General features: G+C 41.6%; 11 protein-coding genes. All 11 read left to right on the plus strand.

Annotation, left to right across the window (positions count from 1 at the left end):
- Positions 1 to 107 precede the first annotated feature (107 nt).
- Positions 108 to 3677 carry a DNA-directed RNA polymerase subunit beta gene (rpoB, locus tag V3595_RS24775; protein ID WP_048677874.1) on the plus strand — a complete coding sequence of 1190 codons (3570 nt, stop codon included), beginning with the start codon at positions 108 to 110 and terminating at the stop codon, positions 3675 to 3677.
- A 184-nt stretch (positions 3678 to 3861) separates the two neighbouring features.
- Positions 3862 to 7458: a DNA-directed RNA polymerase subunit beta' gene (gene rpoC, locus V3595_RS24780; protein WP_485910345.1), complete on the plus strand. Its 3597-nt coding sequence runs from the start codon at positions 3862 to 3864 to the stop codon at positions 7456 to 7458.
- 295 nt (positions 7459 to 7753) lie between these two features.
- Positions 7754 to 8002, plus strand: coding sequence for a 50S ribosomal protein L7ae-like protein (locus V3595_RS24785; protein ID WP_034305040.1), 249 nt, complete (start codon positions 7754 to 7756; stop codon positions 8000 to 8002).
- A gap of 104 nt (positions 8003 to 8106) precedes the next feature.
- Positions 8107 to 8529: a 30S ribosomal protein S12 gene (gene rpsL / locus V3595_RS24790; RefSeq protein WP_034305038.1), complete on the plus strand. Its 423-nt coding sequence runs from the start codon at positions 8107 to 8109 to the stop codon at positions 8527 to 8529.
- Positions 8530 to 8570: 41 nt separating this feature from the next.
- Positions 8571 to 9041 carry a 30S ribosomal protein S7 gene (rpsG, locus tag V3595_RS24795; protein ID WP_048677878.1) on the plus strand — a complete coding sequence of 157 codons (471 nt, stop codon included), beginning with the start codon at positions 8571 to 8573 and terminating at the stop codon, positions 9039 to 9041.
- Between the two features lie 44 nt (positions 9042 to 9085).
- Entirely contained in the window at positions 9086 to 11164 is a 2079-nt protein-coding gene (gene fusA / locus V3595_RS24800; protein ID WP_095394237.1) for an elongation factor G, read from the plus strand.
- A gap of 120 nt (positions 11165 to 11284) precedes the next feature.
- Positions 11285 to 12472, plus strand: a complete 1188-nt coding sequence (gene tuf, locus V3595_RS24805) for an elongation factor Tu (protein WP_144529705.1) — start codon at positions 11285 to 11287, stop codon at positions 12470 to 12472.
- A 414-nt stretch (positions 12473 to 12886) separates the two neighbouring features.
- Positions 12887 to 13195, plus strand: coding sequence for a 30S ribosomal protein S10 (rpsJ, locus tag V3595_RS24810; RefSeq protein WP_019244375.1), 309 nt, complete (start codon positions 12887 to 12889; stop codon positions 13193 to 13195).
- 40 nt (positions 13196 to 13235) lie between these two features.
- The gene (gene rplC, locus V3595_RS24815; RefSeq protein ID WP_034305028.1) at positions 13236 to 13865 is read left to right on the plus strand and encodes a 50S ribosomal protein L3; all 630 of its coding nucleotides are present in this window, start codon (positions 13236 to 13238) and stop codon (positions 13863 to 13865) included.
- 25 nt (positions 13866 to 13890) lie between these two features.
- Positions 13891 to 14514 (plus strand): 50S ribosomal protein L4, encoded by a 624-nt coding sequence (gene rplD / locus V3595_RS24820; protein ID WP_034305025.1) that lies wholly within the window; start codon positions 13891 to 13893, stop codon positions 14512 to 14514.
- The gene (gene rplW, locus V3595_RS24825) at positions 14511 to 14798 is read left to right on the plus strand and encodes a 50S ribosomal protein L23 (RefSeq protein WP_170946989.1); all 288 of its coding nucleotides are present in this window, start codon (positions 14511 to 14513) and stop codon (positions 14796 to 14798) included. The genes rplD and rplW overlap by 4 nt, the downstream gene beginning before the upstream one ends.
- The last annotated feature ends 26 nt before the right edge of the window (positions 14799 to 14824 follow it).

The raw sequence follows: 14824 nt of genomic DNA on the forward strand, positions 1-14824 counted from the left end.
AGAAATAGTGGTTTTTAAAATAAAAACCATTTTCTTTTTGTCTATGGAAATGTTCCTTTTCCGAGGCAAATGGATCCTTATAACGCTTGATTTAAGGGGTGAATCAGTTGACAGGTCAACTTGTTCAGTATGGACGACACCGCCAACGTAGAAGTTATGCAAGAATCAGTGAGGTTTTGGACCTTCCGAATCTGATTGAAATTCAAACAGCTTCTTATCAATGGTTTCTAGATGTAGGTTTAAAGGAAATGTTCCAGGATATTTCTCCTATTGAGGATTTTACAGGTAATTTATCGTTAGAATTCATCGATTACAGCTTAGCTGAGCCGAAGTATTCTGTGGAAGAAACAAAAGAACGCGATGTTACGTATTCTGCACCACTTCGTGTGAAAGTGCGCCTTGTTAATAAAGAAACAGGGGAAGTGAAAGACCAGGATGTATTTATGGGTGACTTCCCGCTGATGACTGAAACAGGTACATTTGTCATCAATGGTGCTGAACGGGTAATTGTATCCCAATTAGTGCGCTCACCGAGTGTTTACTACAATGGGAAAATGGATAAAAACGGTAAGCTTGGGTTTTCTGCGACCGTTATTCCTAACCGTGGCGCATGGCTCGAATATGAAACAGACGCCAAGGATGTTGTGTATGTTCGAATCGACCGCACCAGGAAATTACCGATCACGGTATTGATGCGTGCCCTTGGATTCGGAACAGATCAAGAAATCATCGATTTGATCGGAGACAACGAATACCTTCGCAACACTCTTGAAAAGGATAACACCGAGAGTGTGGAAAAAGCATTACTGGAAATCTATGAGCGTCTACGCCCAGGTGAACCGCCTACTGTCGAAAACGCGAAAAGTCTTTTAGTATCACGCTTTTTTGATCCAAAACGTTATGATTTAGCTAATGTAGGCCGTTATAAAATAAACAAAAAACTGCATATCAAGAACCGTTTATTCGGACAACGTATTGCAGAGACTTTGATTGATCCTGAAACAGGTGAAATCATCGTTGAAAAAGGTACAATGCTTGATCGTCGGACTCTTGATAGGATCCTGCCTCATATCGAAGGTGGAATCGGATTCAAAACATTCCATCCATCAGGTGGTGTAGTGGAAGAAGAAACTCTTCTACAACCTATTAAAGTGTTTGCACCAAACGATGCTGAAGGCGAAAAAGTGATCAATATCATCGGTAATGCATATGTGACCGACCAGGTCAAAAACATTACACCGGCTGATATCATTTCTTCCATCAGTTATTTCTTTAACTTATTGCATGGTGTGGGAATCACGGATGACATTGACCATTTAGGTAACCGTCGTCTGCGTTCCGTTGGTGAATTGCTGCAAAACCAATTTAGAATTGGTTTATCCCGTATGGAGCGTGTTGTTCGTGAAAGAATGTCCATTCAGGATACGAATACAATCACTCCGCAGCAACTAATCAACATTCGCCCGGTCATTGCATCAATTAAAGAGTTCTTTGGAAGCTCGCAGCTTTCCCAATTCATGGATCAAACGAATCCGCTTGCTGAATTGACGCATAAACGTCGTCTATCTGCATTGGGACCTGGTGGTCTGACACGTGAGCGTGCTGGCTTTGAAGTACGTGACGTTCATTATTCCCACTATGGCCGCATGTGTCCGATTGAAACGCCTGAGGGACCGAATATTGGTTTGATTAACTCGTTATCCAGTTTTGCAAAGGTTAACCCATATGGCTTCATTGAAACACCATATCGTCGTGTGGACCCTGAAACAGGTAAAATTACAAGCCAAATCGATTACTTAACAGCTGATGAGGAAGATAATTATGTAGTTGCCCAAGCGAATGTACGACTGTCAGATGACGGCTCATTCCTTGATAATGATGTTGTTGCACGTTTCCGCGGTGAAAATACCGTTGTTCCGCGTGACCGCGTAGATTACATGGATGTATCTCCTAAACAAGTTGTATCTGCTGCGACTGCATGTATTCCTTTCTTGGAAAACGATGACTCCAACCGTGCCCTTATGGGAGCGAACATGCAACGTCAAGCAGTTCCTTTGCTTCAACCGGAAGCCCCTCGAGTCGGAACGGGTATGGAGTATGTTTCAGCGAAAGACTCCGGTGCTGCTGTAATCTGTAAACACCCCGGTATCGTAGAGCACGTTGAATCACGTGAAGTATGGGTACGTAGGGTAAGTGAAGTAGACGGACAGCAAGTAAAAGGAAATCTTGATAAATATCGTCTATTAAAATTCATTCGTTCCAACCAAGGAACGTGCTATAATCAACGCCCTATCGTCAGTGTTGGCGACAACGTCGTAAAAGGTGAAATTCTTGCTGATGGTCCTTCAATGGAAAAAGGTGAGTTGGCACTTGGACGTAACGTATTGGTTGCCTTCATGACATGGGATGGATATAACTATGAAGATGCCATCATCATGAGTGAACGATTGGTTAAAGATGATGTGTACACTTCTATTCATATTGAAGAATATGAATCTGAATCACGCGATACAAAATTAGGGCCTGAAGAAATCACCCGCGATATCCCTAACGTAGGGGAAGATGCGCTTCGTAATCTTGATGAGCGCGGAATTATCCGTGTGGGTGCTGAAGTGAAAGACGGAGACCTTCTCGTTGGTAAAGTAACGCCTAAAGGTGTAACGGAACTGACTGCCGAGGAACGTCTATTACATGCAATCTTCGGTGAAAAAGCACGTGAAGTAAGGGATACATCACTTCGTGTACCTCACGGCGGCGGCGGAATCGTTCTTGATGTTAAAGTATTCAACAGAGAAGACGGCGATGAACTGCCTCCTGGTGTAAACCAACTCGCACGTGTATATATCGTTCAAAAACGTAAAATCCATGAAGGCGATAAAATGGCTGGACGACATGGTAACAAAGGGGTAATCTCCAGGATTCTTCCTGAAGAAGATATGCCTTATTTACCGGATGGCACTCCAGTCGACATCATGTTAAACCCATTGGGTGTACCTTCACGTATGAACATCGGTCAGGTGCTTGAGCTTCACTTAGGTATGGCTGCACGCGCACTGGGCATCCATGTAGCATCTCCTGTATTCGATGGTGCCACAGAGGAAGATGTTTGGGGTACGATTGAAGAAGCCGGGATGTCCCGTGATGCAAAAACTGTCCTTTATGATGGCCGTTCAGGTGAAGCATTCGATAACCGTGTATCAGTTGGTGTCATGTATATGATCAAACTGGCACATATGGTCGATGATAAACTTCATGCACGTTCAACTGGTCCTTACTCCCTTGTTACGCAGCAACCACTTGGTGGTAAAGCGCAATTTGGTGGACAGCGTTTCGGTGAGATGGAAGTATGGGCACTTGAAGCTTATGGTGCTGCTTATACATTACAAGAAATCCTAACCGTTAAATCAGATGATGTCGTGGGTCGTGTGAAAACGTACGAAGCGATTGTCAAAGGTGAAAATGTCCCTGAACCAGGCGTACCTGAGTCCTTCAAAGTATTGATTAAGGAACTTCAAAGTTTAGGATTGGATGTTAAAATCCTCAATGCCGAAGATCGTGAAATCGAAATGCGTGATTTGGAAGATGAAGATGAAGCCAACCAAGCAGACAAATTAAGCCTTGATTCAGAAACTAAAGATATGGTTGCTTCCGAAGTAGGGGCACCTGTCAAAGAATAAAATTAAATATAAACATATCTAGTTATATATTACCCGCTCTGACTGGCAGCGAGATGTTCATTTGAAGATCATGCTGCCTTGTTAGAGCCTTATTGATTCAATCAACCATCATCCGGTGTAAGATTGCCTGATATTTGACGGCAATCAAGGGTTAAACCTGGAGATTAAAAGGGAGGTAGGCCCCTTGTTAGACGTTAATAATTTTGAGTATATGAAAATTGGTCTTGCTTCACCAGACAAGATTCGTTCTTGGTCCCATGGAGAAGTTAAAAAACCAGAAACAATCAACTATCGTACGCTAAAGCCAGAAAAAGACGGTTTATTCTGTGAGAGAATTTTTGGACCTCAAAAGGACTGGGAATGTCATTGCGGAAAATATAAACGTGTTCGTTATAAAGGCGTAGTCTGTGACCGTTGTGGCGTTGAAGTCACTCGTGCTAAGGTGCGTCGTGAGCGTATGGGTCATATTGAGCTGGCAGCTCCAGTTTCACACATATGGTATTTTAAAGGAATTCCTAGCCGTATGGGACTTGTACTTGACATGTCTCCACGTGCTTTGGAAGAAGTTATTTACTTTGCATCTTACGTCGTAACTGAAACGGGCGATACAACTTTAGAAAAGAAACAGCTTCTTTCTGAAAAAGAATATCGTACATACCGTGAAAAATACGGTAAGAAATTCCAAGCTGCCATGGGTGCGGAAGCTATTAAAAAACTTTTACAAGATATTGATACGGAAAAGGAAGTAGAGTCGTTGAAAGAGGAGCTTAAAACAGCTCAAGGACAACGCAGAACCCGTGCAATCAAACGCTTGGAAGTGCTTGAGGCATTCCGTAACTCCGGAAATGAGCCTTCATGGATGATCCTTGACGTGCTTCCGGTCATTCCACCGGAGCTTCGTCCTATGGTTCAACTTGATGGAGGACGTTTTGCCACATCTGATCTAAATGATTTATATCGCCGTGTTATCAACCGTAATAATCGTTTGAAAAGATTACTGGATCTTGGAGCACCAAGCATTATCGTTCAAAATGAGAAGCGTATGCTGCAAGAAGCTGTCGATGCTCTTATCGATAATGGCCGTCGCGGCCGTCCGGTAACTGGACCTGGTAACCGTCCGTTAAAATCTTTATCTCACATGTTAAAAGGTAAACAAGGTCGTTTCCGTCAAAACCTTCTTGGTAAACGTGTTGATTACTCTGGCCGTTCCGTTATCGTAGTAGGACCAAACTTAAAGATGTACCAATGTGGTCTTCCTAAAGAAATGGCGATTGAATTATTCAAACCATTCGTTATGAAGGAGCTTGTTCAAAGAGGCCTAGCGCATAACATCAAATCCGCTAAGCGCAAAATTGAACGTTTATCTCCTGAAATATGGGATGTGCTTGAAGAAGTTATTAGAGAACACCCAGTACTATTGAACCGTGCACCGACTCTTCATAGACTTGGTATCCAAGCGTTTGAACCAACGTTGGTTGAAGGTCGCGCAATTCGTTTGCATCCGCTCGTATGTACAGCTTACAACGCTGACTTTGACGGTGACCAAATGGCGGTCCACGTTCCTCTATCTTCTGAAGCCCAAGCCGAAGCACGCATGCTTATGCTTGCAGCACAGAACATTTTGAACCCTAAAGATGGTAAACCTGTCGTTACACCTTCTCAAGATATGGTATTAGGTAACTATTACTTAACATTGGAAAGAGAAGGCGCTATCGGCGAAGGTATGATCTTTAAAGATACAAGTGAAGCATTGCTTGCATACCAAAACGGATATGTACACTTACATTCCCGTTGTGCCGTACATGCATCATCACTGAATAATGAAACATTCACTGAAGAACAAAACCGCCAACTGCTTATTACCACTGTCGGTAAACTGATCTTCAATGAAATTTTACCAAAATCATTCCCGTATATTAACGAGCCGACACGATATAATTTGGAAACCAAAACTCCAGAGAAATATTTTGTGGAAAAAGGCGCTAATATCCCTGAATTGATTAAGGCTCAACCTGCTATCGATCCTTTCAAGAAAAAAATTCTTGGAAATATCATCGCGGAAGTCTTTAAACGCTTTAAAATTACCGAAACATCCAAAATGCTTGACCGGATGAAAGATCTTGGGTTCAAATATTCGACAAAAGCCGGTATTACCGTTGGTGTGGCTGATATTGTCGTTTTAAAAGAAAAACAAGAAATCATTACTGAGGCTCAAACCAAAGTGGATAACGTCTTGAAACAGTTCAGACGTGGTCTAATTACAGAGGATGAGCGTTATGATCGCGTCATTTCGATCTGGAGTGCTGCCAAGGATACAATCCAGTCCAAACTTATGGACTCACTGGACCGACGCAACCCGATCTTCATGATGAGTGATTCCGGTGCCCGTGGTAATGCTTCCAACTTTACGCAGCTTGCTGGTATGCGTGGTTTGATGGCCAACCCGGCTGGACGTATCATTGAATTACCGATCAAATCAAGTTTCCGTGAAGGTTTAACGGTGTTGGAGTACTTCATCTCTACACATGGTGCGCGTAAAGGTCTTGCCGATACAGCGCTTAAAACGGCCGATTCCGGTTACCTTACCCGTCGACTTGTTGACGTTGCCCAAGATGTCATCATCCGTGATGACGATTGTGGAACGGATCGCGGCTTGAAAATCTCAGCCTTGAGAGAGGGTACTGAAATAATTGAGCATCTTGAAGAGCGCCTAGTTGGCCGTTATGCAAGAAAAGCGATCAGACATCCAGAAACAAATGAAGTAATCGTGGCTGAAAACGATCTTATTACTGAAGATCTTGCTAACTATATTGAATCACTTGGAATTGAAACAGCATGGATCCGTTCTGCCTTTACATGTAATACCAGCCATGGTGTATGTAAAAAATGTTATGGACGCAACTTGGCTACCGGTCAAGAAGTTGAAGTGGGCGAAGCAGTCGGTATCATTGCCGCTCAATCAATCGGAGAGCCTGGTACACAGTTGACGATGCGTACATTCCATACAGGTGGGGTTGCTGGGGACGATATCACTCAAGGTCTTCCTCGTATCCAAGAAATATTTGAAGCGAGAAACCCTAAAGGTCAAGCTGTCATTTCTGAAATTGAAGGAACGATTGTTTCGATCAATGAAATTCGGGATAAACAACAGGAAATCGTTGTTCAAGGTGCTGTTGAATCACGCACATATACTGCGCCGTACACAGCGCGTTTAAGAGTAACTGTTGATACACCTGTCCGTCGTGGTGAAGAGTTGACAGAGGGTTCCATCGATCCGAAAGAATTGCTGAAGGTTACAGACGTGCTTACTGTTCAGGAATACCTGCTTCATGAAGTTCAAAAAGTATACCGGATGCAAGGTGTTGAAATCGGTGATAAGCACATCGAGGTAATGGTTAGACAAATGATGCGTAAAGTCCGTGTGCTTGATGCAGGTGAAACTGAAGTGCTTCCAGGAACATTATTGGATGTCAACCAGTTCACTACTGCAAACACTGATGCATTGCTGACCAACAAATTACCGGCTACAGGCCGTCCTGTATTGCTAGGTATCACAAAAGCATCTCTTGAAACGGATTCCTTCTTGTCCGCAGCGTCATTCCAAGAAACAACTAGAGTCTTGACTGATGCAGCAATAAAAGGAAAACGTGATGAATTGCTTGGGCTTAAAGAAAATGTTATCATCGGTAAACTTGTCCCTGCAGGAACAGGAATGCTTAGATACAGAAAAGCAAACCCTGTCGTTGTAGATGAAAGTGCCGATACAGTAACAGTGGATTAATGGAAAAAGGACCAGCTCAATAATGTAAACTGAAAACCACACTCCTGTTTCCTATTGGAGGAGATGAAGGATCAGAATTTATTGAGCTGGTCTCTCTTATTACTCATGGCAGGCTGAAAAGCCTATGAGAATTTGATAAATTCCGTTTAGGCAAATTGATAATCTTAATAGAATTATGTAAGGAAAACCTTTTGCTTGAATTATTTTTTTGAAAGAAGTTGACAGTATCCGACTAATAATGATACTATAGCAAAGGTGCTCCTATGTTACCCTGTAACTTTGGAGGATATGGACCATGTCTTATGAAAAAGTAATACAGGCAAAGTCAGTGATTATAGGGACGAAGCAAGCAGTTAGAGCTCTTAAAAACAATTTAATTCAAGAAGTTATCATCGCTGATGATGCAGATATATACTTGACTGGGCGTGTCGTTGAGACCGCCAAAGAATTGGATGTTCCTATCACATATGTTGATTCGATGAGAATGCTTGGCAAAGCATGTGGTATTGATGTCGGAGCAGCAACTGTTGCCATTAAAAAGTAAAAATGTTTTTGCAATAATATTTGCAAAGACTTTGTTTTTACCCATTTATGAACCACCTGGATGTGTGGTACTAGAAATGAAAACGTGAAGGGAGGAAAAATGTAATGCCTACTATTAATCAATTAGTGCGTAAAGGACGCGAGTCTAAAGAGGTTAATTCAAAATCTCCAGCACTTAACAAAGGCTACAACAGCTTTAAAAAAGCACAAACTAACGTATCATCTCCGCAAAAACGTGGTGTTTGCACTCGTGTGGGTACTATGACACCGAAAAAACCAAACTCCGCGTTACGTAAATATGCGCGTGTACGTTTAACAAACGGTATCGAGGTAACAGCTTATATCCCAGGTATCGGTCACAACCTACAAGAACACAGCGTGGTTCTTATCCGTGGCGGTCGTGTAAAAGATTTACCAGGGGTACGTTACCATATCGTACGTGGTGCTCTTGATACAGCTGGAGTTAACAATCGTATGCAAGGCCGTTCTAAATACGGTACTAAGCGTCCGAAAGCAGCAAAAAAATAATCTTAAACAAAAATTGAACTTTCTTGAAAGGAGGAAATATAATGCCTCGTAAAGGACCTGTAACGAAAAGAGACGTATTACCAGATCCAATATATAATTCAAAACTTGTGACTCGCTTAATCAACAAATTAATGGTTGATGGACAAAGAGGTAAATCACAAAAAATTCTTTACTCTGCATTTGATTTAATCAAAGAACGTACTGGCAATGAGCCGATCGAAGTTTTCGATCAAGCACTTAAAAACATCATGCCTGTACTAGAAGTAAAAGCACGCCGTGTGGGTGGAGCTAACTACCAAGTACCAGTTGAGGTGCGTCCAGACCGTAAATCGACTCTAGGACTTCGTTGGTTAGTAAACTACTCTCGCCTTCGTGGAGAAAAAACGATGGAAGAGCGTTTAGCTTATGAAATCATGGATGCTGCCAACAATACTGGAGCAGCAGTTAAGAAACGTGAAGATACTCACAAAATGGCTGAAGCCAACAAAGCTTTCGCACATTATCGCTGGTAAGATCAAACACTATAAAATCCTTATAGAAGGAAGGAGAAAGACAAATGGCAAGAGAGTTCTCCTTAGCAAACACTCGTAATATCGGTATCATGGCTCACATCGATGCTGGTAAAACGACAACAACAGAACGTGTTCTATATTACACTGGTAAAATCCATAAAATTGGTGAAACGCACGAAGGTGCTTCACAAATGGACTGGATGGAACAGGAACAAGAACGCGGAATCACGATCACTTCCGCTGCAACAACTGCACAGTGGAAAGGTCACCGTGTAAACATCATCGATACACCGGGACACGTAGACTTCACAGTTGAAGTTGAACGTTCTTTGCGCGTACTTGATGGAGCTGTAGCTGTACTTGATGCCCAATCAGGTGTTGAGCCTCAAACTGAAACAGTTTGGCGCCAAGCTACAACATACGGTGTACCACGTGTCGTATTCGTAAACAAAATGGACAAAATCGGTGCAGATTTCTTGTATTCAGTTGGAACAATCCACGACCGTTTACAAGCTAACGCTCACCCAGTTCAGTTGCCAATCGGAGCAGAAGATCAATTCTCTGCAATCATCGACCTTATTGAAATGAAAACTCATTTCTACGGTAATGACCTAGGAACTGATATCACTGTCGGTGAAATTCCTGAAGAACACCGGGAATTAGCTGAAGAATACCGTGAGAAGTTAATTGAAGCAGTAGCAGAAGTTAATGAAGACTTAATGGAAAAATACCTTGGCGGCGAAGAAATCAGCATTGCTGAATTGAAAGCAGCTATTCGTACAGCAACCGTTAATGTTGAATTCTTCCCTGTTATTTGCGGATCAGCATTCAAAAACAAAGGTGTTCAATTAATGCTTGATAACGTTATCGACTTCCTTCCATCTCCATTGGATGTACCAGCTATCAAAGGTACATTACCGGATTCAGAAGATGAAGTAGAACGTCATTCAGATGATTCTGAACCGTTCTCTGCTTTAGCGTTTAAAGTTATGACTGACCCTTACGTTGGTAAACTTACATTCTTCCGTGTGTATTCTGGTACATTAGAATCAGGATCTTATGTAATCAACTCAACTAAAGGAAAACGTGAGCGTATTGGACGTATCCTTCAAATGCACGCAAACAGCCGTGAAGAAATTTCTACTGTATATGCAGGAGATATCGCAGCTGCAGTTGGATTGAAAGATACTACAACTGGAGATACTCTTTGTGATGACAAGAACCAAGTAATTCTTGAGTCCATGGTATTCCCAGAGCCAGTTATCTCTCTATCTGTTGAACCGAAATCAAAAGCAGACCAAGACAAAATGTCTCAAGCTTTACAAAAGCTTCAAGATGAAGATCCAACATTCCGTGCGCATACTGACCAAGAAACTGGTCAAACAATCATCGCTGGTATGGGTGAACTTCACTTGGACATCCTTGTTGACCGTATGCGTCGCGAATTCAAAGTGGAAGCAAACGTTGGTGCTCCTCAAGTAGCATACCGTGAAACTTTCCGTGGTTCAGCTAAAGTTGAAGGTAAATTCGTTCGCCAATCTGGTGGTCGTGGACAATTCGGACACGTATGGATCGAATTTGGTCCAAACGAAGAAGGTAAAGGATTCGAATTTGAAAATGCTATCGTCGGTGGTGTAGTACCACGTGAATATATCCCTGCTGTACAAGCTGGATTAGTTGATTCACTTGACCGTGGTGTACTTGCTGGTTACCCGCTAGTCGACATTAAAGCAAAATTATTTGACGGGTCTTACCATGACGTTGACTCCAACGAAATGGCATTTAAAATCGCTGCATCAATGGCACTTAAAAATGCAGCATCTAAATGTAGTCCTGTCATCCTTGAACCAATCATGAAAGTAGAAGTAGTTATTCCAGAAGATTACCTAGGCGACATCATGGGAGATATCACATCTCGTCGTGGTCGTGTAGAAGGTATGGAAGCTCGCGGTAACACGCAAATGGTTAAAGCGATGGTTCCTCTATCTGAAATGTTCGGATATGCTACATCTTTACGTTCTAACACTCAAGGACGCGGAACATTCTCTATGCACTTCGATCATTATGAAGAAGTACCTAAGAGCATTTCTGAAGAAATCATCAAAAAAAATAAAGGTGAATAATTGATTTTCATCTCTTATTAAAGTATAACTATCTTATGTAAGCTGTGATGGAAGAATTAGTCTTCTTTCACAGCCCTATATACTTAATCTTTTATTTATAATTTTAAGGAGGAATTCCTAATGGGAAAAGCTAAATTTGATCGTTCAAAACCGCACGTTAACGTTGGAACAATTGGTCACGTTGACCATGGTAAAACAACTCTAACTGCTGCAATCACAACTGTACTTGCTAAATCTGGTGGCGCAGAAGCTCGCGCTTATGACCAAATCGATGGTGCTCCAGAAGAAAGAGAACGTGGTATCACAATCTCTACTGCGCACGTTGAGTACGAAACAGCTACTCGTCACTATGCACACGTTGACTGCCCAGGACATGCTGACTATGTTAAAAACATGATCACTGGTGCTGCACAAATGGACGGCGGTATCTTAGTAGTATCTGCTGCTGATGGCCCAATGCCACAAACTCGTGAGCACATCCTTCTTTCTCGTCAAGTAGGTGTACCATACCTAGTAGTATTCATGAACAAATGCGACATGGTTGATGATGAAGAACTTCTTGAATTAGTAGAAATGGAAATCCGTGATCTTCTATCTGAATACGAATTCCCTGGCGATGACATTCCAGTTATCAAAGGATCTGCTCTAAAAGCTCTTCAAGGAGACGCTGAATGGGAAGAGAAAATCCATGAATTAATGACAGCTGTTGACGAGTATATCCCAGAACCTACTCGTGACACTGAAAAACCATTCATGATGCCAGTTGAGGATGTATTCTCAATCACTGGTCGTGGAACTGTTGCTACTGGACGTGTTGAGCGTGGACAAGTTAAAGTCGGTGACGTTGTTGACATCATCGGTTTCAACGAAGAGTCTAAACCAACAACAGTAACTGGTGTTGAAATGTTCCGTAAACTTCTTGACTATGCTGAAGCTGGTGACAACATCGGTGCACTACTTCGTGGTGTATCCCGTGAAGATATCCAACGTGGACAAGTACTTGCTAAACCAGGTACAATCACTCCACACACAAAGTTCAAAGCTGAAGTTTATGTTCTTTCTAAAGAAGAAGGTGGACGTCACACTCCATTCTTTACAAACTACCGTCCTCAGTTCTACTTCCGTACAACTGACGTAACTGGTATTTGTAACCTTCCTGAAGGCGTAGAAATGGTTATGCCTGGAGACAACATCGAAATGACTGTAGAACTTATCGCTCCAATCGCTATCGAAGAAGGTACTAAATTCTCTATCCGTGAGGGTGGACGTACTGTGGGCGCTGGCGTAGTTGCTACAATCCAAGAATAATTGATTCATAAAACAATATTGGAAGGGACGCCTTCCGGGAGAAGCAGATGGGACGCCATCTGCTTCTTTTTTATTTTTAAAGAATTTTTTCTTCTATAATACCTGTAAATAATGAAGTGTATTTTATGGATATCACGAGAATTTCCGAATTGAAGAAAATGGATATCAAAGACCATATAGAATGTACTTGTAAATACTTGTGATAGTATGTATAATAATAAAAGTGTGCTGCACAAGAAAAATTCAAGTTTAACTTGCATTCTGCTTGTGTTTTATGTATAATAGACAATGTTGGTCTTTGACTGCGATGATATGGAAGGTTGCTGACACACCCGGCCGCTTTGCCATGGCGAGTGTGTGGGAAATTTCCATTGAGAAGGTCTATTTCAAAATAGGCGAAAAGGAGGGAAAATTATGGCAAAACAAAAAATTCGTATCCGTTTAAAAGCATATGATCACAGAATTCTTGATCAATCTGCTGAGAAAATTGTTGAAACTGCAAAACGTTCTGGTGCGGCTGTATCTGGTCCAATTCCATTACCTACTGAAAGATCGGTATATACGATCCTACGTGCGGTTCATAAATACAAAGATTCTCGTGAACAATTCGAAATGCGTACGCATAAACGTCTAATCGACATCGTTAATCCAACTCCACAAACAGTTGATTCATTGATGCGTTTAGATTTACCATCAGGCGTTGACATTGAAATCAAATTATAATTCATATAAATATGAACAATTACTCTAGGAGGTGTGACTTATGACCAAAGGAATCTTAGGAAGAAAAATCGGTATGACTCAAGTTTTTGCTGAAAACGGTGAACTTATTCCGGTAACAGTTATCGAAGCTGCTAATAACGTGGTTCTTCAAAAGAAAACTGTTGAAACTGATGGCTATGAAGCAGTTCAAGTTGGTTTTGAAAACAAACGTGAAAAGCTTTCTAACAAACCTGAAAAGGGCCATGTTGAAAAAGCAAATACTACTCCTAAGCGCTTCATTCGCGAATTCCGCGGAACGGATCTTACTGAATATGAGATCGGTCAAGAAGTCAATGTAAGTATTTTCGCTGAAGGCGATTTAGTAGATGTATCAGGAATTTCAAAAGGTAAAGGATTCCAAGGCTCTATCAAGCGTCATGGACAATCTCGCGGACCTATGTCTCATGGTTCTCGTTACCACCGTCGCCCAGGTTCAATGGGTCCTGTAGCTCCAAACCGCGTATTCAAAGGTAAACTTTTACCAGGACGTATGGGTGGAGAGCAAATCACTGTTCAAAACTTAGCTATCGTTAAAGTTGATGTTGAACGTAACCTACTATTGATCAAAGGTAATGTACCTGGTGCTAGAAAAGCATTGATCAAAGTTAAAACTGCTGTTAAAGCAAAGTAATTTCTGAGAAAGGAGGAGCAATAGAATGCCAAAAGTTACATTGTTCAACCAAACAGGTTCACAAGTTGGCGACATCGAACTAAATGAATCCATCTTTGGTATCGAACCTAATAATCACGTATTATTTGAAGCAATCATCATGCAACGAGCTTCCTTACGTCAAGGAACTCATAAAGTTAAAAACCGTTCTGAAGTTGCAGGCGGTGGACGTAAACCTTGGAAACAAAAAGGAACTGGACGTGCGCGTCAAGGTTCTATCCGTTCTCCACAATGGCGTGGCGGTGGCGTTGTTTTTGGACCAACTCCAAGATCTTACGCTTACAAGCTACCTAAAAAGGTACGTCGTTTAGCTATTAAATCTGCATTGTCTGCAAAGGCATTGGAAGAGAACATTTTGGTACTTGAAAGCTTGTCTTTCGAAGCTCCAAAAACAAAAGAGTTTGTAGCTGTACTTAAAAACCTTTCTGTTGATACTAAAACGTTAGTAGTTACTGACGGTTTAGATGAGAAAGTTGCTCTTTCTGCACGTAACATCCCTGGTGTTACTGTAGTTGAAGCTGATGGTCTTAATGTTCTTGATGTTGTTTCACACAACAAATTGATCTTGACTAAATCAGCTGTCGAAAAAGTAGAGGAGGTGCTTGCATAATGGATGCACGCGATATCATTAAGCGCCCCGTAATCACTGAACGCTCTTCAGACATAATGGCTGAAAAGAAATATACTTTTGAAGTTGATGTTAGAGCTAATAAAACTCAAGTTAAAGATGCTGTTCAAGAAATTTTCGGCGTTAAAGTTGAGAAAGTAAACATCATGAACTACAAAGGTAAATTCAAACGCATGGGCAAACATGCAGGCTATACTAACAAGCGCCGTAAAGCTATTGTTAAATTAACTGCTGACAGCAAAGAAATCGAGCTATTCGAGGCTTAATTCATTAGAGAAGGAGGGAAATACAA

This window comes from Bacillus sp. CFBP9009 (assembly GCF_036541465.1).
Lineage (GTDB): Bacteria > Bacillota > Bacilli > Bacillales > DSM-1321 > Peribacillus.